Below are 20815 nucleotides of genomic sequence, written 5' to 3'. Positions count from 1 at the left end.
GAAACGCACCGGTCGCGCGCCTATGCTGCCCCGCACGTGACTGCCATCGCCCCGACCCATGCCCTCCGCGCCGCGCTGACCGGCGCGATCGACCGCGCGCTCGGCGAGGCCGACGTGGACCCCTTGCTGGTGCCGAGCCGCCAGCCGGGCGCGGACCTGCAGGCCAACTTCGCGATGAAGCTCGCCAAGCAGCTCGGGCAGCCGCCGCGCGCGCTGGCGGAGCGCGTGCTCGAAGCGCTGGGCGACGCCGGCGGGCTGCTCACGAGCGCCGAGGTGTCCGGTCCCGGCTTCCTCAACCTCGCCTTCGCGCCGGACGCGCTCGCGCGCTGGGGCACCGCCGCGCTGGCCGACCCGCGCCTCGGCGTCGCGCCCGCCGCCGAGCCGCAGACCGTCGTGGTCGACTACTCGGCGCCGAACGTCGCCAAGGAGATGCACGTCGGCCATCTGCGCTCGACCGTGATCGGCGACGCGATCGTGCGCACGCTCGAGTTCGAGGGGCACGCGGTCGTGCGCGCCAACCACCTGGGCGACTGGGGCACGCAGTTCGGGATGCTCACGCAGCACATGCTCGACAGCGGCATCGAGCACCTGCCGGACTTCGCGGCGCTCGGCGTGCTGTACCGGGACGCCAAGCAGCGCTTCGACGCCGACCCGGCGTTCGCGGAGACGGCGCGCCTGCGGGTGGTCGCCCTGCAGGCCGGCGACCCGACGACGCTCGCGCTGTGGCGGGACCTCGTCGCGGTCTCGCTCGAGCACATCAACGCGATCTACCGCCGCCTGGACGTCACGCTCACCGACGAGCACGTCGTCGGCGAGAGCTTCTACAACCCGCTGCTGGCGGCCACCGTCGACGCGCTGCTCGAGGCGGGCGTCGCGACCGAGAGCCAGGGCGCCGTGGTCGTCGCCTCGAGCCGCTTCACCAACCAGGACGGCACGCCCGCCGTGCTGATCATCCGCAAGTCCGACGGCGGCTACGGCTACGGCGCGACCGACCTGGCCGCCATCCGCTACCGCACCACCGACCTCGACGCGGACCGGATGATCTACGTCACCGACGCCCGCCAGGCGCAGCACTTCGCGATGGTCTTCGACGCGGCGGCCGCCGCCGGCTGGACCGAAGGCCGCCAGGTCGAGCACGTCCCGTTCGGCGCGATGCTCGGTGACGACGGCCGCCCGTTCAAGACCCGCAGCGGCGGCACGATCGCCCTGACCGAGCTGCTCGACAGCGCGATCGAACGTGCCCAGGCGATCGTCGACGCCAAGAACCCCGACCTCGACGCCGCCGAGCGTGCCGACATCGCCCAGGCCGTCGGGATCGGCGCGGTCAAGTACGCGGACCTGTCCACGTCCCGCCAGCGCGACCTGATCTTCAGCTTCGACCGCATGCTCGCGCTGGACGGCAACACCGCGCCGTACCTCCTGTACGCCGCGGTCCGTGCCGGCTCGATCGCCACCCGCGCGGGGGAGACCTCGACCGTCGTCGCCACGATCACCGAGCCGGTCGAGCAGGCGCTCCTGCTCAAGCTCGCCGCGTTCGCCGACGTGCTGGACGAAGTCGCCGCGACCCTGGAGCCGCACCTCCTCTGCACGTACCTCTACGAGCTCGCCGGCCAGTACACGAGCTTCTACGAGGCGTGCCCGGTGCTCAAGGCGGACACGCCGGAGCAGCGCTCCTCGCGGCTCGCGCTGTGCACGCTCACGGCCGAGACGCTCACGCGCGGCCTCGGCCTGCTCGGCATCACCGTGCCCGCGCGCATGTAGCCGGTCACACGGCGCCCGGGTTGCGCGACTGTCGGTGTGCGTGCTCGAACGTCACGACATCACCCGCCTGTACGACCGGCACGCGCGCGCGATGCTCGGCTTCTTCGCGCGGCGCACGTTCGAGCCCGAGGTGGCGGTCGACCTCGTGGCGGAGACGTTCGCGCGGGCGTTCGTGGAGCGGCGGCGCTGCCGTGCGCACACCGATGCCGAGCAGGCCGCGTGGCTGTACGGGATCGCACGCAACCTGCTCGCCGACTGGCGCCGCCGGTCGCACGTCGAACGGCGCGCGCTCGCGAAGCTCGGCGTCGAGCGGCGCGCGCTGACCGAGGACGAGTACGACCGGATCGAGGCGCTCGCGGGGATCGGCGAGGTGATCGCCGCAGGGCTCGAGCAGCTCACCGACGACCATCGCGACGCGCTCCAGCTGCGGATCGTCGAGGAGCGCGACTATGCGGACGTCGCGCGTGCGCTCGGCATCTCCGAGCAGACCGCCCGCGCGCGGGTGAGCCGGGCGCTCGGCGCGCTGCGCCGCCATCTCAGCGAGGAGCCCCACCGTGCCTGACATCCTGGACGAGCTGCGAGTGGAGCTGGACACGGCGTTCGCGCGCGCCGAGCGGCCGCGGCGGCGCTGGCGGCTGCTGGTGCCGATCGCGGCGCTCGCGGCGACCGCCGTTGCGGTGCTCGTGCTCACGACGCGCTCGACCCCGCCGGCCACGGCGGGCGAGGTGCTGCGTGCCGTCGCCGCGGTCGCGCAGGACCGGCCCGCGCCGGTCCCGCGTGACGACCAGTACTTCTACGTGCGGTCACGGACGATGGGGCTGTCGATGTTCGCCGGCGTCGATCCCCGACACGAGCATGCGGTGACGGTGGTCGAGTCCGAGCGCGAGATCTGGTCGAGCCTCGAGCGGCCGGGGCGGCTGGTCGCGCGGGTCGTCGAGCGACGGCCGCTGACGCCCGCCGACGCGGATCGCGTCCAGGGGCCGGATGTCGCGGTGCCGGGTGGCGACGGACGCGGTGGGCGCCTTGGCGCGCAGCACCACTACCTGATCGGCGGCGAGAAGCTCTCCCGCGCCGAGCTGCTCGCGTTCCCGACCGACCCGCAGGCGGTGTACGAGCGTCTGCGGGCACACATCGGCCAGGGCGGCCACTCGCCCGAGGGTCAGGTGTTCGACGCGATCGCGACCGCCCTGCGCGAGCAACCCGCGCCGCCCGCCTTGCGCGCCGCGCTCTACGGGGCGCTCGCGCTCACACCGGGCGTGACGCTCGCGGGGACGGTGACCGACCGCGTCGGCCGCAGCGGCACCGCCGTCGCGTTCACCGAGGTCGGCACGCGCACGGAGCTGATCTTCGACCCCGAGACCTCCATGCTGCTCGGCGAGCGGCGGGTGCTCGTGGATCCGACCAAGTCGGACATCGCGGCGCCGGCGGGCACCGTGGTCGGGGACGTCGCGTACCTCGAGCGCGCGGTCGTCGACGACCGCTGATCGACGCAGACATCCTCCGCATGCGGCATCATGGCTGCGGGTGCGTGCGCTCATCCTTGCCTCATTTGCTCTGCTGGCGCCCGTCGGCTCGCCCGTCGAGGACATCGCGCGCGTCGGTGACCGTGCCGTCTTCTCGACCGAGAGCGGCGCGCTGTGGACGACCGACGGCACGTCCGCCGGCACGGCGCGCCTGAAGGACACGCTGGACCCGCACGCGCTCCACTCCGACGGCACGACCGCGTACTTCACCGGCAACGACCACACGCTGCACCGCACGGACGGGACCGCGGTGGAGCCGATCAAGACCGGGATCGAGCACACGTCGTTCGCGGGCCTGGCCAGCGTCGGCCCGGCGTACGTCTTCCTCGCCCGCCCGGCCACGGCGAACGGCTCCTTCACGCTCTGGCGCACGGACGGGACGGCGGACGGCACGCGGTCGCTGGACGTCTACACGTGGGGGTGGATGCCGGAGGTCGCCGCCGCGAGCGAGCGGACCCTGCTCGTCAAGACCCGCTACTTCCTCTACCGCACCGACGGCACCACGGCGGTGGAAGAGGGCGCCGCGCGCGACGCGGCCACGATCCCCGGCGGCTTCCTCACACGCGGCACCGGGAATGACGGCCGGGCGGAGCTGTTCCGCCTGGACGCGGACGGGACGAACCCCCAGCCGGTCGCGCCGATCGACGCGCCGCGCTGGTTCGCGCGGCTGCCCGACCGCGTGATCTTCCAGGGCGACACCTCCAGCTCGGAGCCGCGCTGGTACTCGACGGACCTCACCGGCGGCGACCTGCGCCTGCTCCCCGCGCTGCGGGCCACCACGCCGCCGCACGTCGTGGGCCGTCACGCCTACGCGATCCACTACGAGGACAACCAGTCGGTGCTCACCCGCACCGACGGCACCGACGGCGGCACCGTCGTCCTCGGCCGCTTCGAGACGCTGCCGGTCGGCTTCACCGCCTTCGACGGCCGCGTCTGGTTCTCCGCGGGCGAGCTGTGGAGCACGGACGGCACGGCGGCCGGCACCCGCGTCGAAGCTGACGTCGCCGCCGGCCCCGAGCTCGCCGCCACCGACGACTTCCTGCTCTTCACCGCCAACGGCGAGCCATGGGTCGCCCGTGACGGGAAGACGCCGACGCCGACGCCCACGCCTGACGTCACGCCCACGCCCACGCCGGACGCGACGGCCACGCCGGACGCCACGGCCACGCCCGCGCCGGCGGTCTCCGTCGCGCCGCTGCCCACCCGCTCACCCGTGCCCGGCGATGGCGCCCTCGCGCCGGCGGACCACCGGCAGCCCCCGCGACGCGCGGCGTCGGTCGCCGTGGCCGTCAAGCGCCTGAGCGCCGTTCGCGGCGCCCGGCGCTGGCGCGTGACCGGCACCGTCCGCGACACCGGCTGCACCGGCCGCGTGCGCGTCGAGCTGGCCCGCGTGAAGGCGGTCACGGCGAACGTGCGCCGCTGCCGCTTCAGCACGATCGTCGCGTCTCGCCGGGTGGTCCGGTCGATCGTCGTGCGCACCGTGCCGACGAGGACCGTCGCCGCGGTGCGCACCCGGGTCGTCCTACAGCCAGCCCGGTAGGACGAAGATCGCCCACGCCGTGATCGGCGCGATGATGATCATGCTCATGCCCCACTGGAGCAGCCGCTTGTAGACGCGGTCGCGGCGGTCCTCCGGGGTGTTCGCGACCACCAGCGCGCCCGACGTCGAGAACGGCGAGGAGTCCACGACCGACGACGCGATGCAGAGCGCGATGATCACGCCGACGGCGCCGATCTCGCCCTGGGCGAGGAACGGCACGGCGAGCGGGATCAGCGCGCCGAGGATGCCGGTGGTCGAGGCGAACGCGGACACGGCGCCGCCGATGAAGCAGATCAGCAACGCGGCCAGCAGCGGCGTTCCGACGTCGGCGACCTTCTCGCCCAGCCAGTCGATCGTGCCCATCTCCTCCAGCAGCGAGACGTACATGACGATGCCGCAGATCAGCAGCACGGTGGCCCAGGCGACCTTGTTCGCGGCGTCCTTGGTGGCGTGCGGCATGGCCAGCGAGAGCACGACCGCGACGGTGACGGCGATGAAGCCGATGTCCCACTCGACGCCGGACACGGCCAGCCCGACGAGCGTGAGGATGCCGGCGAGCGTGAGGACCCGGTCGCGGTTCAGCCCCGGGTTCTCGACCGCCATGTCGACTGCGCCGCCGCCGATCACGGGCTGCCCGGCCGGCGTCGTCTCGCGCTTGAAGCGGTCGGTCGCCGCGGCGTCGGTGTCCACGCGCCGCTGGATCAGCTCACGCCCGCCGAACATGAAGAACACGATCACCGACAGCACGAGGTTGAAGACGAAGCTGGAGATCCACAGCAGCGTCGGGTTGCCTTCGAGGTTGTTGCGCTCGACGACGCCGTTGGTGATCGACCCGAAGATCGAGATGGGGGAGAAGCCGCCGGCGGTCGCCCCGTTGACGACCATCAGCCCCATCAGCACCGGGTTGATCCGGTACTTGACCGCGAACCCCAGCGCGATCGGCGCGATGATCGCGACCGCGGCGGGGACGACCGACCCGACCATGGTCAGGATCGACGTCACCAGGAACATGACCCAGGGGATCATCGCCACGCGCCCGCCGACCGCCCGGACCGCCGCGTGCACCAGCCAGTCCACCGTGCCGTTGTTGTTGGCGATGGCGAACAGGTAGGTGACGCCGACGAGGATGATGAACAGGTCGCCGGGGAACCCGGCGAAGATCGTGTCCTCGTCGGTCCCGATCGCCGTGCCGACGACGAACGCGGCGACGATGCCGAGCAGGCCCATGTTGATCGGGCGCAGCGTGCCGATCGCGAAGATCGCGATCAGCACGAGTATCGATACGACTTCCTGGGACATGTCCCGGCTCTCCCCCTGGGGTTAGACCTCCAGCGCGTCTCTGACGATCTGCACGGGGTGGCGCGCCGTTCGCCCCGTGCCGTGCTCGATCTGCTGGCGACAGGACACGCCGGTCGCCGCGACGAGCGTCTCCGCGGGCTCTCTCCTGACCGCGGGGAACAGGCGCATCCCGCCGATGCGCATGGACAGCTCGTAGTGCTCTTCCTCGAACCCGAACGACCCGGCCATGCCGCAGCAGCCGGCGTCGAGCTCGACGACCTCGGTGTTCGGGATCTTCCGCAGCAGCGCGACCGTGGACGCGGTGCCGGCCAGCGCCTTCTGGTGGCAGTGGCCGTGGAAGAGGATCCGCTGCGGCGTGTCGTTGCGCAGCGGCAGGTCGGCGTCGAGCAGCAGCTCCTCGACGAGCCGCGTGCGGTCCGCGATGCCCTGGTCGCCGAGCAGCTGCACGTGCTCCTCGCGCAGCGTCATCAGGCAGGACGGCTCGCAGCCCGTGATCGGGCCGTCGGTCCGCTGCAGCCGCTCCGTCAGCTTCTCGGCCTTGGCGCGCGCATCGTCGAGCAGCCCCTTGGAGATCGACGCGCGGCCGCAGCACCCGGCCTGCTCGAGCTGGACGTCGTAGCCCGCGGCCGTCAGCAGCTCGATCGACGCGCGGCCGATGCCCGGCTCGGTGAAGGTCGTGAACGAGTCGGCGAGGAACACGACGGGGCGCCCGGTCGTGCGGGCGCGCGTCTTGTTCCAGCGGATCAGGTTCTCGCGGACGAACCGCGGACGCGGCCGCTTGGTGGTGATGCCGACGAGGCCGGTCGGCGCGGGCAACGCGTTCGACAGCGGCGCGAACGCGCTGCCGAGCCGGTTGAGCGTGCGGATCGAGGCGAAGATGCGCGACCGCAGCGGCGTGCCGTGGATCGCGTTGTAGTGGCTGAGGAACTCGGCCTTCATGCTCGCCATGTCCACCGACAGCGGGCACTCGCTCTTGCACGCCTTGCACTCGAGGCAGAGGTCGAGGATGTCGTGCAACCGCTCGTCCCCGAGGGCGCGCGCGGGATCCGGCTCGCCCAGCGCCTTCACGAGCGCGTTGGCGCGGCCGCGCGTGGCGTGCTCCTCCTCCCGCGTGGCCATGTAGCTCGGGCACATCACGCCCTGCCCGGTCTTGCGGCAGGCGCCGATCCGCTGACAGCGGTCCGCGGCGCCGTGCATGCCGCCCGGGCCGAAGTCCAGGTGCGTGACGAGCGGGTTGGGGCGTGGCAGCTTCGCATCGCGCAGGTCCGCCGTCATCGGCGCCGCGTCGACCATCACGCCCGGGTTGAGCCGGTTGTGCGGGTCGAACAGCGTCTTGACCTTGCGCATCGCGCCGTAGAGGTCCGAGCCGAAGATGTGCTCGTTGAACTCGCTGCGCACGCGGCCGTCGCCGTGCTCGCTGGAGTTCACGCCGTCGAACTCGGCGACGAGGTCGCGGATCTCCTCGGCGACCGTGCGGAACGTCTCGACGTCCTCGGACAGGTCGACGAACGGCCGGATGTGCAGGCAGCCCACCGACGCGTGGCCGTAGAAGCCGGCTTCCAGCTCGTGCTTGTCCAGGATCGCCGCGAAGCGCTCGACGTACGGGCCGAGCCGCTCGGGCGCGACCGCCGTGTCCTCGACGAACGCGGCCGGCCGTCGCTTGCCGTCGGACGACGCCATCAGCAGCCCCAGCCCGGCCTTGCGGACCTTGGTCAGCTCGTTCTGCTCGGCCGTCGTCTCCGCGCGCAGCACGTGGTAGCCGTGCCCGTGCTCGGCCCACACGGTGGCCAGCGCGTCGAGCTTGCCGCGAACCTCGTCGTCGCTGTCGCCGGCGAACGCGACGAACAGCAGCGCGCCCGGGTCACCCTCCAGCCGGTCGGAGAGCTTGCGGTACTCGAGCTTGGACCGCGAGAGGTTGAGGATCTTGCGGTCGATCATCTCCACCGACCACGGCTGCAGGTCCAGCGCGTCCTGCGTCGCCGCGATCGCGTCGGCGACCGAGTCGAAGTGCCCGACGGAGAACATCTTCGCCTTCGGCAGCTCCACGAGCCGCACCGTCGCGGCGGTGACGATCGCGAGCGTGCCCTCGGAGCCGACGACGAGCTTGGACAGGTCGAACGGGTCCATGCGGTCCAGCCGGTAGCCGCCCGACTGGCGCCAGTGCTTCGGGTAGTCCTCGGCGATCGCCCGCGCGTGCTCGCGCAGGATGGCCTTCACGGGCTCGTCGAAGGCGTGGGGGAGACCGCGGCGGAAGGTGTGCTGCGAGCCGTCGGCGAGCACGACCTCCAGCTCCTCCACGTGGTCGACCGTCGTGCCGTGCACGATCGACTCCGACCCGCTGGAGTTGTTGCCGATCATGCCGCCGAGCGTCGCCCGGTTCGACGTGGACGTGTCCGGCCCGAAGCCGAGCCCGAACCGCTTGGCCGCGCGGTTGAGGTCCTCCTGCACCACGCCCGGCTGCACGCGCACGCGCCGCGCGACCGGGTCGATCTCGTCGATCACGTTCATGTGGCGGCTGAAGTCGATCACCAGGCCGTGCCCGCCGGCGGCCTGCCCGGCCAGGCTCGTCCCCGCGCCGCGCGCCACGATCGGCACGCCGCGCTCGGCGGCCAGGCGCACGGCGACGCTGACGTCGTCCGCGCTGCGCGGGAACACGACCGCCGCCGGCTCGATGGCGTACGCGCTCGCGTCCGCTGAATACAGGTGCCGCGTGTAGGCGTCGTCTCGAACCTCGCCCGCAAGCTCGGCGGCAAGCGCCGCCACCAACTCCCCCATGAATCGTCCCATCCCCGGTCTCGCTACGGTGTCAAACGTCTGGTGCATCGGCCCGGTCGTCATTTCCTGCAGATCCCTGGTCCCACGAATGTGCCGGACCGGGTGCTGCGGGCGATCGACGCGCCGACCATCGATCATCGCGGACCGGACTTCGCGAAGCTCGGCCACGAGGTGCTGGAGGGTATGCGCTGGGTGTTCGGCACCGAGAGCCCGGTGGTGATCTACCCGGCCTCCGGAACCGGCGCGTGGGAGGCGGCGATCGTCAACACGCTCTCGCCCGGCGACAAGGTGATCGCCAGCGAGACCGGTCACTTCGCGACGCTCTGGCGCGAGATGGCCGAGCGGCTCGGGCTGGACGTGGTGTGGCTGGAAGGCGACTGGCGCCACGGCGCCTCGCCGGAGCGGATCGCGGACGCCCTCGACGATGACGTGCGCGCCGTGATGGTCGTGCACAACGAGACCTCGACCGGCGTGACGTCGCGGATCGCGGACGTGCGCGCGGCGCTCGGCGACCATCCCGCGCTGCTGCTCGTCGACACGATCTCCTCGCTCGGCAGCATCGACTACCGGCACGACGAGTGGGGCGTGGACGTCACCGTCGGCGGCTCGCAGAAGGGCCTGATGCTGCCGGCAGGCCTGAGCTTCAACGCCGTGTCGCAGAAGGCGCTGGACGCCTCGCGCGACGCGAAGCTCCCGCGCTCGTACTGGGACTGGAAGCCGATCATCGCCGCCAACGAGGCGGGCTTCTGGCCGTACACGTCGGCGACCAACCTGCTCTACGGGTTGCGCGAGGCGCTCACGATGCTGCGCGAGGAGGGCCTGGAGCACGTGTTCGCGCGACACGCGCGGCACGCGTCGGCCACCCGCGCCGCCGTCCACGGCTGGGGCCTCGAGGTGCTCGCGGTGGACGAGCGCGAGCTCAGCGGCGCGTTGACCGCCGTCCTGCTCGACGGCTCCGACGAGGTGCGGCGCGTGATCCTCGAGCGCTACGACATGTCACTCGGCGCCGGGCTCGGCAAGCTCAAGGACAAGGTCTTCCGGATCGGCCACCTCGGCGACTTCAACGACCTGATGCTCGCCGGCACGCTGGCCGGCGTCCAGATGGGCCTGCAGGTCGCGGGCCACGACGTCGGCGACGGGCTCACCCCGGCGCTCGAGGTGCTCAAGGGATGAGCGCCCTCGAGGGCGTGCGCGTGATCGAGCTGACGCAGATCATGGCCGGGCCGTTCTGCGGGCAGGTGCTGGCGGACATGGGCGCGGACGTGATCAAGGTCGAGCCGCCCGAGACCGGCGACCAGACGCGGCGCTCGATGGGCGAGCCGGCGTTCCGAGCGGTCAACCGCAACAAGCGCTCGATCACGCTGAACCTGAAGGACGCCGCCGATCGGGGCACCTTGCACCGGCTGGTCGAGACCGCGGACGTGCTGCTGGAGAACTACCGGCCGGGCGTGGCCGCGAAGCTCGGTGCCGACTACGAGACGCTGCACGCGGTCAACCCGCGCCTGATCTACGCGTCGATCTCCGGCTTCGGGCAGACCGGGCCGTACGCGCAGCGCCCCGGCTTCGACCTGATCGCGCAGGGGATGAGCGGGATCATGAGCGTCACCGGCGAGCCCGGCGGGGACCCGGTGAAGGCCGGCGTGCCCGTGAGCGACCTGGGCGCAGGGCTGTTCTGCGCGATCGGCGTGCTCAGCGCGTTGCACGCCCGCGAGCGCACGGGGGAGGGGCAGCGGATCGACACGTCCCTGTGGGAGGGCGCGATGGCGCTGACCGTGTGGGAGACGGCCGAGCTGTGGTCGACGGGCAACGTCCCGCAGCCCCTCGGCTCCGCGCACCGGCTCAGCGCGCCCTACCAGGCACTGCGCACGCGCGACGGCCACGTGACCGTCGGCGGCAACACGCAACGGCTGTGGACGCGGCTGTGCGAGGCGATCGGCCGGCCCGAGCTCGTGGAGGACCCGCGCTTCGCGACGAACCCGGACCGGATGCGCAACCGCCCCGAGCTGGTCGTGGAGCTGGAGGCGGCGCTGGCTGCGCGCACCACCGACGAATGGGTGGAAGCGCTGCTCGCGGCGGGCGTGCCCGCGGGCCCGTTGCATAACGTGCAGCAGGTGGTGGACGACCCGCACACGCAGGCACGCGAGATGGTGGTGGAGATGGAGCATCCCGAGGCGGGCACGGTCTACGGGCTCGGCATCCCGGTCAAGCTCAGCGCGACGCCCGGCTCGGTGCGCCGGCCGGCGCCGACGCTCGGCCAGCACACGGACGAGATCCTGGCGGAGCTGGGCGAGTGACCGTGGACTACGAAGTGCGCGGCCCGGCCGCGTGGCTGACGTTCAACCGTCCCGAGGCGCACAACGCGATGACGTTCGCGATGTACGACGCGCTCGTGAAGGCGTGCGAGCGCGTCGACGCCGACGACGACGTGCGCGTGCTGGTGCTGCGTGGCGCGGGCGGGCGCGCGTTCGTCGCGGGCACGGACATCCGTCAGTTCACGGCGTTCGAGACGCCCGAGGACGGCGTCGAGTACGAGCGCCGGATCGACGCCGTGCTGGACCGGCTGGAGGCCGTGAAGAAGCCGACGGTCGCGCTGGTCGACGGCTTCGCGATGGGCTCCGGCTTCGCGATCGCCGCGTGCTGCGACCTGCGCGTGATCACGCCGTCGGCGACGTTCGGGATGCCGATCGCCCGTACCGTCGGCAACTGCCTCTCGATGGGCAACTACGCGCGGCTCGCGTCCGCCCTGGGCGTGCCGCGGCTCAAGGACGTGATCTTCCGCGCCCGGCCGATCGAGGCGGAGGAGGCGCTGGCGATCGGCTTCGTCAGCGCCGTGGTCGAGGACGACCCCGAGCGCTACGTCAGCGACCTGTGTGAGACGCTCGCCGACCACTCGCCGACGACGCTGTGGGTGACGAAGGAGGCGCTCCGCCGCGGACGCGTGGTGCCGGAGGGCGACGACCTGATCCGGGAGGCCTACGGCTCGGAGGGCTTCCGCAGGAACGTCCAGCGATTTCTGAATCGCTGATTGCAACAAGAGGAGCGTGGTCGCGCTCACCGAAACCCCTGGCGCGGCCATGCTCGACCTGCGTACGCTCGATCCCGCCCGTCAGACCGCCGATCGGCGCGTCGCACTGGCACTCGGGTATGGCGCGCTGGCTTGCTTGACGTTCGCGGCCGTCGGAGCGGGTGCGGGTGGGTGGGCGTTGGGGACCTCGGTCGTCATCGCTTTGGGAGGCCTACCTTGGATCTTCGCGTTCGGCGGCCGCTGGCGTCTCTTGAAGGACGCGCTCGCGGGCACGCCGTTCTGGCTCCGCGGCGACCGCACCGGCGTGTGGGCGACCGCGCCCGTGGCAGGTGCGCTGATGGCGCTCTGGCTGTGCGCGCTGCTCGGCTTCCCGACCCCGTTGGCCGTGCTCGCCTCGCTGGTCGGCGCGGGCGGCTACACCGCGCTGGTGGCGTGGGCCGAGCGCCGCTACGAGCGCCTGATCCTGCTCGACCTGACCGTGCTCGAGACGCGCTTCGAGCGCATCACCGACCTGCGCGCGGAGCGTGCCTCACGGCTCGTGGCGGCGAGCGAGCTGCATGGGCATCGCGCGCCGGTGGACGCTTAGCGTCGCGGTCGCCTGCGTCGTCGCCGGGTGCGGCGGCAGGTCGCCGGACCCTCCGCCACCGCCGGCCGAGCGCCCGGCGACCGTCGAGGACGTCCGCGGCCTGCAGGGCCAGGCCGGTGGCTACCTGTTCTGGCTGGGCGAGTCCTTCCGCGGCGCGCGGCTCAGCCGAGCCGAGCCCACCCAGGACGGCGTGGGGCTCTCGTACGGACCCGACGTCTGCTCCGGCGACAGCGGGTGCACCTCCGAGCTGACGGTCGACACGTCGCTCGACCGTCGCCCTGACACGACCGAAGCGTCCTGCTGGCGGGCGCTGGGGCGGGCCTGGCTGGACTGGTGCGAGAGCACCGAGACGGCCGACCTGTACGTCGGGGCCGTGCGCGTGTCGATCTTCGCCGTGAACGAGACGCCCGACGTGGTCGCGCGTGCGGTCCGCCCGTTCCCGCGCACACGTGCGCGCCTCGCGGCGACGCGGCGCTTCAGCTGCGACGAGGCCGACGCCTTCCGCGACGCGCTCCCGCCGGCGCTGCGCCCACGCGGCTGCCGCTGAGAGACGCGATCACTGCAGCGCGAAGCCGCCGCCGTCGGCGATGAGCCGCCACGTGTCGCCGACGCGCGCGAACGCCACGCCCTGCAGCGGCCCCGGGTCGATCCCCGCCACCCAGGCGTGACCTTCCCGCCCTTCGAGCGCGATGTGCTCGATCGACGGCGTGCCTCTGGCGTAGACGTGCAGCCGGTGCGGGATGCGCGGACGCGTCCCGCAGCGCAGCGTCTTCGTCAGCGGCGGCGCGACGAGGCGGCAGGCGTCCGCCGGACGCTCCTCGATCAGCGCGCGCATGTAGGTGAGGACGACGCGCGCCGCGGCCCGCTCGGCGTCGGTCTCCGGCTCGTGCGGGCGCCACTGGTCGCTGTGGCTTGCCGGTCCCGAGCGCAGGGCCGCCACGACGACGAACGTGGTGAACCCGACGGCGAGCGTCAGGGCGAGGATCAGCCAGCGCATGTTGCTACTACGTGCTGCGTGCCGATCCGTCACAAGGAGATCCGTTGAAGCTCTCGCACCGCGCGCAGAGCGCCGAGCCGTTCCACGCGCTGGCGTTCGGGCAGCAGGCTGCCGACCTGGAGGCCGAGGGGCACCGGGTCATCAAGCTCAGCATCGGCGAGCCGGACTTCGGTGCACCGCCCGCGGTGCGCGACGCGATGCGTGAGGTGATGGACGGGCGGCCGCTGCCGTACACGTCCTCGCTCGGCCTGCCGGCGCTGCGCGCCGCGATCGCGGGCTTCTACCGCGACCGGCACGGCGTGGACGTCGACCCCGCGCGGATCCTCGTCGCCTCGGGGGCGTCGACCGCGTTGCTGCTCGTGACGGCCGCGACGACCGACCCCGGCGACGAGGTCATCCTGGCCGACCCGTCGTACCCGTGCAACCGCGAGATGGTGGCGGGCTTCGGTGGACGGGTGGTGGCCGTCCCGGCGACCGCGGAGACGCGCTTCCAGCTCGCCCGCGAGTCGGTCGAGCGCGCGTGGAGCGACCACACGAGCGCCGTGATGGTCGCGTCGCCGTCGAACCCCACGGGCACGTCGATCCCGTTCGACGAGCTGACCGCGATCTGCGAGCTCGCGCGGGCGCGCGGCGCCTGGCGGATCGTCGACGAGATCTACCTCGACCTGTCCGACCACGGGCCCGACGGGGAGCCGCCGCGCAGCGTCCTGACGGTCGACCCGGACGCGATCGTGATCAACAGCTTCTCCAAGTACTTCGGCATGACCGGCTGGCGGCTCGGCTGGGCCGTGCTCCCCGAGGCGCTCGTCCCCGCGATCGAGAAGCTGGCGATGCACTGGTTCATCTGCGCGTCCGCGCCCGCCCAGCACGCGGCGCTCGCCGCGTTCACGCCCGAGTCGCTCGCCGTCGCCGAGGAGCGCCGCACCGAGCTCGCCGCCCGCCGCGCGCTGGTCCTCGCCGAGCTCGAGCGCATCGGCATCCCCGTGCCCGCCGTCCCGGACGGCGCGTTCTACGTCTACTTCGACGTCGCCGGCACGGGCCTCGGCGCGTGGGAGTTCTGCGAGCGCGCGCTGGCCGAGACGCACGTCGCCTTCACGCCGGGCACCGACTTCGGCACGCACACGGCCGCCACCCACGTCCGGCTGTCCTACGCCGCCTCCCGCGAGGAGCTGCGCGAAGGCCTCGCGCGGCTGGGCGACTTCGTCGCGCGGCTGACGTCCCGCACCCCCTGATCGCGGGTCGAGGGGTTTCCCCCATAGTTGCGCGACGGACGCGCTGGGACGGTGCACTGGACCCGTTCACCGCTCCGAAAGGCCCACGCATGTCCGCCGTCCTCCGCCGTACGTTCGCCCTGCTGGCGCTGCCGATCGTCGCCACCATCGCGGTCTCCGGCCCCGCTTCCGCCGCCACGACGCTGCCGCAGGCCGGCGCGAACCACACCGTGCTCGTGGGCCCCGCCGCCACGTCGCAGGGGATCATCATGCGCGACGGCGGGGTGTGCGACCCGATCCGCCACATGGGCTGCTGATGGTTTGACCGCGCGCGTGCCTCGGAACCAAAGAGGCACGCGTGTGGTGGAAGCTGCTGATTGCGGACGTGAGCTGACCGCAAAGCGACGTAGGCTCCGCTCCATGAGCAACCCTGTGATCAGCCGCGTCGACTTCGTCCCGATCCCCACGCAGGACGGGGAGCGCGCCACGGCGTTCTACGCCGAGACGCTCGGGCTCGAGCAGTCGGCGCACACGGTCGACAAGCCGTTCTCGGAGTTCGACCTCGGTGGGACGACGCTCAGCGTGTGGGACCCGACGACGGCGGGGCTCGAGTTCAACGCCAACACGAACGCGGTCGCGCTCCACACGGACGACGTGAAGGGGATGCGCGAGCTGCTCGAAGGCCGCGGCGTGACGTTCTTCGGGGACACCGTCGACACCGGCGTGTGCCACATGGCGTTCTTCGCCGACGTCGACGGCAACCCGCTGATGCTGCACGGCCGCTACGCGCCGCGCGAGAGCTAGCGGCGCAGCGTCGCCTCCTCGTCGAGGCGGGCGAGCTTGCGCGGGTTGCGGACGGCGTAGATCCGGCTGATCCGGCCGTCCGCGACCTCGACGCTGACGATCGTGTCCAGCGCACCGTCGAGGTCGATCCGCGCGGTCAGCTCGCCGTTGACCCAGAGCGTGCCGACCTCGGCGTGGGGCACGATCGCGCGGAAGCGGCCGAGCAGCTTCGCCACCTTCTCACGGCCGACGATCGGCCGCCGGACCGCGGTCGCCTCACCGCCGCCGTCGGCGACCACCACGACGTCGGGCGCGAGCACCTCCAGCAACCGCTGCAGGTCGCCGGTGTCGAGCGCGAGCAGGAAGCGCCGCACCACCTGCTCGCGCTCGGCGCGGTCGACATGCACGCGTGGCCGTCGCGCCGCCACGTGCTCACGTGAGCGGTGGGCGATCTGGCGCACGGCGGCAGGGGACTTGTCGACCGCCGCGGCGATCTCGTCGTAGGGCACGTCGAACACCTCGCGCAGGACGAACACCGCGCGCTCGGTCGGCGCGAGCGTCTCCAGCACGGTCAGCATCGCCATCGAGACGCTCTCGGCCAGCTCCACGTCCTCGGCGACGTCTGGGCTGGTGAGCAGCGGCTCGGGCAGCCACTCGCCGACGTACTCCTCACGCCGGCGCGCGATCGTCCGCAGCCGGTTGAGCGCCTGGCGGGTGACGATCCGGACGAGGTACGCGCGTGGGTCGCGCACCTCCGCGCGGCTCCCGTCCGCCCACCGCAGCCACGTCTCCTGCACGACGTCCTCGGCGTCGGCGGCCGAGCCCAGCAGCTCGTAGGCCACCGTGAACAGCAGGCTGCGGTGCGTGACGAACGGGTCCTCGGTCATGCGGCGACGGCGGGCATCGCGAGGGGCTTGAGCTCGCAGCGGTCGGCGAGGCCGTCCGCCTCGATGCCGAGCGCCGTGTTCATGCGCGTGTAGTAGTTCGCGAGTGCGGCGTACGAGGTGAGCTCGATCAGCGCGGCCGGGCCGAGCGCCTCCAGCAGCCGGGCGGACAGCTCGTCGGTGACCGTGGGCGGGGTCTGCGACATCGCTTCCGCGTACTCCATCACGTCCCGCTCGAGCGGGGTGAACCGGGTCGACTCCCGCCAGCGCGGCACCTCGCGCGCCTTGTCGAGGTCCAGGCCCTGCTGGTGCGCGTGGAAGTAGCCGATGTCCAGGCACGCGCTGCAGCCGACGTAGCTCGCGACGGCCATGTGCGCGAACGTCTTCAGGCTCTCGTCGCACCGGTTCCACTTGCGTGACTTGCGGCCGAGCCCGAAGCCGAAGTTCAGCACCTGCTTGTTGTGCCACGCCACGCCCAGCGACTCGGGCACGTCGCCGAGCATCCGGCGCGCCATGCGCTTGACGAGCGCGCCGTAGACGCCGTCGATCTCGGTCGGGGGGATGCGGGGAGCCATGTCGCCTCCTTCGTCGGGTTGCCTCACGGCATCCAGACACCGCCCGCGGGTCACGTGTGACACGCGACTCGCTATCCCTGACGCGATGAGAGGCGCAACCGTGCTCGGCGTGGGGATGCTGCTCGTGGCCGCCGGCTGCGGGGACGAGTCGCCGCCGGTCGCGGCGTCGCCGTCACCGACCGTCGTGGCAACGCCCACCGCGACCGCGGAGCGCGCCCCGTCCACGGCCGCGCTGCGCCGGCTCGAGCGCCGCCACGATGCGCGGCTCGGCGTCTACGCGCTGGACACCGGCACCGGCCGCGAGCTCGCGTACCGCGCCGACGACCGCTTCCCGTTCGCCTCCACCTTCAAGGCGCTCGCCGCGGCCGCGCTGCTGAGAGAGGTGGGCGTGGACGGGCTGCGCAAGACCGTGCCGGTCGAGCAGCTCGTCAACGCCTACTCACCCGTGACCGAGCAGCGGCTGGGCACGCGCATGAGCCTGAACGCACTCGCGTCGGCGGCCGTGCGCTACAGCGACAACACCGCGGCGAACCTGCTGCTCGACGAGCTCGGCGGGCCGAAGGGCCTGGATGCGATCCTCGCGGAAGAGGGCGACGACGTCACCCGCATGGACCGTCCCGAGCCCGACCTCAACGTCTGGGAACCCGGGCAGGTGAAGGACACGAGCACGCCGCGCGCGCTGGCCGGGAGCCTCCGCACCTTCGTGCTCGGCGACGCTCTGGACGCGCCCGAGCGCGCCCAGCTGACGAGGTGGTTGCGCACCAACACGACCGGCGGCGCGCTCATCCGCGCCGGCGTGCCCGACGACTGGACCGTCGGCGACAAGACCGGCACGGGCGCGACCTACGGCGCCCGCAACGACATCGCCGTCCTCTGGCCGCCGGAGCGCGACCCGATCGTGCTGGCGATCATGACCCGCGGCCGTGCCGCTGACGCTGAACCCGACGATGCGCTGGTGGCCGCGGCGGCGAAGGCGACGATCGCGGTGTTGGGCTAGCGGTGCACACGGAGGTTGGCAAGTGGTGCGTCGTGCTTTCGGTCAGGCGGTGGTTGAACGTCGGCGGCGCGCGTGGAGCAGGGCTGAGCGAGTCAACGTTGCGGACGTGCGCCGGCGTCGTGATCGCGGCGGCGATGACAGCCGGCGCGCTGGTCGGGTGCGGCGGCGGCGGTGACGTCCCGCGCGAACGCGCCGGTCAAGATCGCGCGGGATCTGTGGTCGCCCTGCGGCTGGTCGAGGCGCCGACGCCGCTGTTCGACGTGCCCAACTACGCGACCAAGGGCACGTTCGCCCAGGTTGGCGGCGCGGATGGCCTCGATCGGGTCAACGCCGCGCTGCGGCGGGTCGTGATCTCCGACCAGGCCGCGTACGAGCAGTCCGCGCGCGACGCCGGGAACGAGGCCGCGCGCAACGCCGGCAACGAGCTGCGCGGGTCCTACGAGACCAGCGTCGACCCGGGTCTGGTCTCAGCGAGCTCGACGGTGGTCAGCGTGCTCATGCCGTCCATCCACCGCTTCCCGGGCGGCAACCACGGTGCCGTCGTCGTCTCGGGAACGGTCCAGGTCCCCTCGGGCCGGCGTGTCGGCCTTGCCGAGTTGTTCGCCGAACCGGTGCGCGCGCTGTCGGTGCTCGAACGCGAGTTCGAGGAATCGTTCAGGCGCCAGGAACCGTCACGTGCCGTCTGCCTCACCGGCTGGCCATGGCTGCGCCCCACGGCGCACAACTACCGGCACTTTGCGCTGCTCGAAGCCGGGATGGCCCTCGGCTTCTCCCGCGGGAACTGCCAGTGGCTGATCGCGACCATCCCCTACGACCGGCTGCGCCCGTACTTCAGCCCTCTGGCGGAACAGCTGGCGGATGGGGTTCGCGCCCCGGCGGCTTAGGTGTCCAGCGTCCACGACGTCCACCGTTTCGTGCAGGTGTCGCGGAGGGATCGTCGGCGACGCGCGCCATGCTCCACCGACTGACCGGCTAGGGTGGCGCGCCGTGCTGCGCGTCCTCTCATCGTTCCTGCTGCTGTTGCTCCTCGCGGCGCCCTCCGCCCGTGCCGACGGGTTCCGCGAGCGCGAGGTCCGCGACGCGTTGACCGCGGCGGGCTTCGGGAAGATCGCGTCCCGGGTCGCCGGTGCCGCCCGGCCCGTCGTGACGGTCGATCTCGCCCAGCGGAAGCGGGAGCCCGCCGCGCTCGGGACGTCGCGCTTCGGCGGCCGGCCCGACCTCCCCGCGGGCGCCGCCTGGCCGATGTGCAAGGGCGAGCACCAGACCTTCCTGGCCCAGATCCGCGTGCGCGAGCTACCCGGTGGCGCGCGCGAGCTGCGCCGGCTCGGCGGGACGCTGCTGTTCTTCACGCACGTCGAGTTCGAGGAGGGCGAGCGCGACTACGGACTCTACGGCGGCGAATGCACGACGGTCCTGCACGCCCGCGCCGGGACGACGCTGCGGCGCACCGCACTGCCGGGCGACACGCTGCGGATGCGCCCCTCGCGGCCGCGCTTCACGGCGCGGCCCGACGTCCCCGACCTCGCGCTCGACAAGGACACGCTCATGGGCCCGCTGCACAAGGTGAAGGTCGCCGACTGGGAACGCTGGTTCGAGGTCCGTGACCTGCTTCGTGGCAAGCCGAGGCTGGAGCACGTGCTCTTGGGCTACAGCCGCGCGCCCAACGGCGGCGACGACTGCTCGGAGCGCGCGGAGCGCGCGCGGGACACGTGGCGCCATCTGTTCACGATCGGCCCGGACGACAAACTCGGCTTCAACGTCGCGGACGCCGGTGCCCTGCAGATCCTGATCGCGCCCGCGGACCTGCGCGCCGGACGCGTCGATCGCGTCTGCGGCGTCTTCGACAGCGCATGATCCGACTCGCCACGACCTTGGCCGCGCTTGCGCTGCTCGCATCCGCGCCCGCGGCGTCCGCGCAGGGCTTCCGCGAGTCGGAGGTGCGTGCCGCACTCGCGGCGCGCCAGCTCGGCGCACTGGCCGACACGATCGCGCCGGCGGCGCGTCCCGTGGCGATCGTCGACCGCACACTGCTCTCGACAGAGCCCGAGGAGCTCGGTACGTCACGTCTCGGCGGGCGGCCGGATCTCCCGGCAGGCACCAAGTGGCCGCGCTGCCGCGGCTACGCCCAGACCTTCCTCGGTCAGCTGCGGCCCCGCGACCTCCCGCCCGAGCTCGCGGAGCTGGGTGCGCATGACGGCACGATCCTGTTCTTCGCCCACATCGAGCGCGCGAACGGGAGCTGGTACCAGCCGTTCAACGGCGAATGCGCGACCGTCATCCACGCTCGCCCCGGCACGCCGCTCCGTCGCGCCGCGTTCCCGCGGCACGCACTGCGGCTGCGTCCGGCCGCCCCGCGCTTCGACGTGCGCCCCGACCTCCCGAATCTCGACTGGGGCGACCGGCTGATGGCACCACTCCAGGAGGTCAAGGTCGATTTCTTCGCCTGGAGCGGCGTCCAGAACCTCCTCGAGGGCGACAAGTACCGCCCACACCGCGTGCTCGGGTACGGCGCGGCGCCGGTGGGGGGCAGTCCGTGCTCGCTGCGCGCCGAGCGCCCGAAGGACACCTGGCGCCATCTGTTCACGCTCGGCTACGACAAGCCGCTGGGCTTTGCGATCAAGAGCTTCGGACGGGTCCAGTTCCTGATCTCACCGGCGGACCTGCAGGCCGGCCGCTTCGAGCGCGCCTGCGGCGTCTTCGACCGCTACTAGTCCGGCCGCGATCTGGGAGAAGGCACGCCGATCCGCTTCACCGAGGACGGCATCGGTTTCTGGGGCCCTCCGTTCTCGGTCGCGCTCTCTGCCGATGGCACGCGCGTCGCCGGCATCAGCGCCGGGCTCGAAGTCTCCGAGCAGCGAG

At 72.4% G+C, this 20815-nt stretch carries 21 protein-coding genes; 16 read left to right on the top strand and 5 right to left on the bottom strand.

What is annotated here, in order from left to right:
• Positions 1-36 precede the first annotated feature (36 nt).
• The 4 genes from argS to C8N24_RS31545 are packed head-to-tail and all read left to right on the top strand — an operon-like array spanning position 37 to position 4824.
• A complete protein-coding gene (gene argS / locus C8N24_RS31560) occupies positions 37-1761 on the top strand; it encodes an arginine--tRNA ligase (protein WP_121257780.1) in 1725 nt (574 codons plus the stop codon).
• 40 nt (positions 1762-1801) lie between these two features.
• Positions 1802-2323: an RNA polymerase sigma factor gene (locus C8N24_RS31555; protein ID WP_147448084.1), complete on the top strand. Its 522-nt coding sequence runs from the start codon at positions 1802-1804 to the stop codon at positions 2321-2323.
• Positions 2316-3245 (top strand): CU044_5270 family protein, encoded by a 930-nt coding sequence (locus C8N24_RS31550; RefSeq protein WP_121257776.1) that lies wholly within the window; start codon positions 2316-2318, stop codon positions 3243-3245. The genes C8N24_RS31555 and C8N24_RS31550 overlap by 8 nt, the downstream gene beginning before the upstream one ends.
• A 40-nt stretch (positions 3246-3285) precedes the next feature.
• Positions 3286-4824 carry a hypothetical protein gene (locus C8N24_RS31545; RefSeq protein ID WP_121257774.1) on the top strand — a complete coding sequence of 513 codons (1539 nt, stop codon included), beginning with the start codon at positions 3286-3288 and terminating at the stop codon, positions 4822-4824.
• Here the strand turns inward: C8N24_RS31545 and C8N24_RS31540 are convergent.
• Both C8N24_RS31540 and C8N24_RS31535 read right to left on the bottom strand, forming a co-directional pair.
• Complete coding sequence (locus tag C8N24_RS31540) at positions 4807-6123, bottom strand: SLC13 family permease (protein WP_121257772.1); 1317 nt, start codon at positions 6121-6123, stop codon at positions 4807-4809. The genes C8N24_RS31545 and C8N24_RS31540 overlap by 18 nt on opposite strands.
• Before the next feature lie 21 nt (positions 6124-6144).
• The gene (locus tag C8N24_RS31535; RefSeq protein WP_211340210.1) at positions 6145-8898 is read right to left on the bottom strand and encodes an FAD-binding and (Fe-S)-binding domain-containing protein; all 2754 of its coding nucleotides are present in this window, start codon (positions 8896-8898) and stop codon (positions 6145-6147) included.
• Positions 8899-8937: 39 nt separating this feature from the next.
• Between C8N24_RS31535 and C8N24_RS31530 the strand changes: the two genes are divergently transcribed.
• The 5 genes from C8N24_RS31530 (at position 8938) to C8N24_RS31510 (ending at position 13056) form a co-directional block, all read left to right on the top strand.
• Positions 8938-10071: an aminotransferase class V-fold PLP-dependent enzyme gene (locus C8N24_RS31530; RefSeq protein ID WP_121258173.1), complete on the top strand. Its 1134-nt coding sequence runs from the start codon at positions 8938-8940 to the stop codon at positions 10069-10071.
• Positions 10068-11192, top strand: coding sequence for a CaiB/BaiF CoA transferase family protein (locus tag C8N24_RS31525; RefSeq protein WP_121257768.1), 1125 nt, complete (start codon positions 10068-10070; stop codon positions 11190-11192). Before C8N24_RS31530 ends, C8N24_RS31525 begins: the two co-directional genes overlap by 4 nt.
• A gap of 2 nt (positions 11193-11194) precedes the next feature.
• Positions 11195-11923 carry an enoyl-CoA hydratase/isomerase family protein gene (locus tag C8N24_RS31520; protein ID WP_211340208.1) on the top strand — a complete coding sequence of 243 codons (729 nt, stop codon included), beginning with the start codon at positions 11195-11197 and terminating at the stop codon, positions 11921-11923.
• A gap of 250 nt (positions 11924-12173) precedes the next feature.
• Positions 12174-12509, top strand: coding sequence for a hypothetical protein (locus tag C8N24_RS31515; protein ID WP_121257764.1), 336 nt, complete (start codon positions 12174-12176; stop codon positions 12507-12509).
• Entirely contained in the window at positions 12481-13056 is a 576-nt protein-coding gene (locus C8N24_RS31510; protein ID WP_121257762.1) for a hypothetical protein, read from the top strand. Before C8N24_RS31515 ends, C8N24_RS31510 begins: the two co-directional genes overlap by 29 nt.
• 9 nt (positions 13057-13065) lie before the next feature.
• Here C8N24_RS31510 and C8N24_RS31505 read toward each other — a convergent pair whose 3' ends face one another.
• A complete protein-coding gene (locus tag C8N24_RS31505) occupies positions 13066-13506 on the bottom strand; it encodes a hypothetical protein (protein WP_121257760.1) in 441 nt (146 codons plus the stop codon).
• Between the two features lie 44 nt (positions 13507-13550).
• On the opposite strand from C8N24_RS31505, the gene C8N24_RS31500 reads away from it, so the two are divergent.
• From C8N24_RS31500 to C8N24_RS31490, 3 genes are all read left to right on the top strand, one after another.
• A complete protein-coding gene (locus C8N24_RS31500; RefSeq protein WP_121257758.1) occupies positions 13551-14738 on the top strand; it encodes an aminotransferase class I/II-fold pyridoxal phosphate-dependent enzyme in 1188 nt (395 codons plus the stop codon).
• Positions 14739-14827: 89 nt separating this feature from the next.
• The gene (locus tag C8N24_RS31495) at positions 14828-15034 is read left to right on the top strand and encodes a hypothetical protein (protein WP_121257756.1); all 207 of its coding nucleotides are present in this window, start codon (positions 14828-14830) and stop codon (positions 15032-15034) included.
• Between the two features lie 103 nt (positions 15035-15137).
• Entirely contained in the window at positions 15138-15521 is a 384-nt protein-coding gene (locus C8N24_RS31490; protein ID WP_121257754.1) for a VOC family protein, read from the top strand.
• On the opposite strand, the gene C8N24_RS31485 is transcribed toward C8N24_RS31490, so the two are convergent.
• Both C8N24_RS31485 and C8N24_RS31480 read right to left on the bottom strand, forming a co-directional pair.
• Positions 15518-16387: an RNA polymerase sigma-70 factor gene (locus tag C8N24_RS31485; RefSeq protein ID WP_121257752.1), complete on the bottom strand. Its 870-nt coding sequence runs from the start codon at positions 16385-16387 to the stop codon at positions 15518-15520. The genes C8N24_RS31490 and C8N24_RS31485 overlap by 4 nt on opposite strands.
• Positions 16384-16959, bottom strand: coding sequence for a carboxymuconolactone decarboxylase family protein (locus C8N24_RS31480; protein WP_121257750.1), 576 nt, complete (start codon positions 16957-16959; stop codon positions 16384-16386). The genes C8N24_RS31485 and C8N24_RS31480 overlap by 4 nt, the downstream gene beginning before the upstream one ends.
• 85 nt (positions 16960-17044) lie before the next feature.
• On the opposite strand from C8N24_RS31480, the gene bla reads away from it, so the two are divergent.
• The 4 genes from bla (at position 17045) to C8N24_RS31460 (ending at position 20667) form a co-directional block, all read left to right on the top strand.
• Positions 17045-17956, top strand: coding sequence for a class A beta-lactamase (gene bla / locus C8N24_RS31475; RefSeq protein WP_121257748.1), 912 nt, complete (start codon positions 17045-17047; stop codon positions 17954-17956).
• Positions 17957-18075: 119 nt separating this feature from the next.
• Positions 18076-18840 (top strand): hypothetical protein, encoded by a 765-nt coding sequence (locus C8N24_RS31470; protein ID WP_147448083.1) that lies wholly within the window; start codon positions 18076-18078, stop codon positions 18838-18840.
• 103 nt (positions 18841-18943) lie between these two features.
• Entirely contained in the window at positions 18944-19810 is an 867-nt protein-coding gene (locus tag C8N24_RS31465; RefSeq protein ID WP_170179551.1) for a DUF1963 domain-containing protein, read from the top strand.
• Positions 19807-20667 (top strand): DUF1963 domain-containing protein, encoded by an 861-nt coding sequence (locus C8N24_RS31460; protein WP_121257743.1) that lies wholly within the window; start codon positions 19807-19809, stop codon positions 20665-20667. Before C8N24_RS31465 ends, C8N24_RS31460 begins: the two co-directional genes overlap by 4 nt.
• Positions 20668-20815: the final 148 nt, after the last annotated feature.

Origin of the sequence: Solirubrobacter pauli (assembly GCF_003633755.1) — a bacterium.
Taxonomy (GTDB): Bacteria; Actinomycetota; Thermoleophilia; order Solirubrobacterales; family Solirubrobacteraceae; genus Solirubrobacter; species Solirubrobacter pauli.
Note: the sequence above shows the minus strand (reverse complement) of the source record. Positions and strands in the feature narration are given on the sequence as shown.

What these genes read in the sequence shown, in the direction of transcription:
- C8N24_RS31540 (WP_121257772.1), bottom strand. Translation starts at nt 6,123, where the DNA reads ATGTCCCAGGAAGTCGTATCGATACTCGTGCTGATCGCGATCTTCGCG.
- C8N24_RS31535 (WP_211340210.1), bottom strand. Translation starts at nt 8,898, where the DNA reads ATGGGGGAGTTGGTGGCGGCGCTTGCCGCCGAGCTTGCGGGCGAGGTT.
- C8N24_RS31525 (WP_121257768.1), top strand. Translation starts at nt 10,068, where the DNA reads ATGAGCGCCCTCGAGGGCGTGCGCGTGATCGAGCTGACGCAGATCATG.
- C8N24_RS31510 (WP_121257762.1), top strand. Translation starts at nt 12,481, where the DNA reads ATGGGCATCGCGCGCCGGTGGACGCTTAGCGTCGCGGTCGCCTGCGTC.
- C8N24_RS31505 (WP_121257760.1), bottom strand. Translation starts at nt 13,506, where the DNA reads ATGCGCTGGCTGATCCTCGCCCTGACGCTCGCCGTCGGGTTCACCACG.
- C8N24_RS31495 (WP_121257756.1), top strand. Translation starts at nt 14,828, where the DNA reads ATGTCCGCCGTCCTCCGCCGTACGTTCGCCCTGCTGGCGCTGCCGATC.
- C8N24_RS31490 (WP_121257754.1), top strand. Translation starts at nt 15,138, where the DNA reads ATGAGCAACCCTGTGATCAGCCGCGTCGACTTCGTCCCGATCCCCACG.
- C8N24_RS31485 (WP_121257752.1), bottom strand. Translation starts at nt 16,387, where the DNA reads ATGACCGAGGACCCGTTCGTCACGCACCGCAGCCTGCTGTTCACGGTG.
- C8N24_RS31480 (WP_121257750.1), bottom strand. Translation starts at nt 16,959, where the DNA reads ATGGCTCCCCGCATCCCCCCGACCGAGATCGACGGCGTCTACGGCGCG.
- bla (WP_121257748.1), top strand. Translation starts at nt 17,045, where the DNA reads ATGAGAGGCGCAACCGTGCTCGGCGTGGGGATGCTGCTCGTGGCCGCC.
- C8N24_RS31460 (WP_121257743.1), top strand. Translation starts at nt 19,807, where the DNA reads ATGATCCGACTCGCCACGACCTTGGCCGCGCTTGCGCTGCTCGCATCC.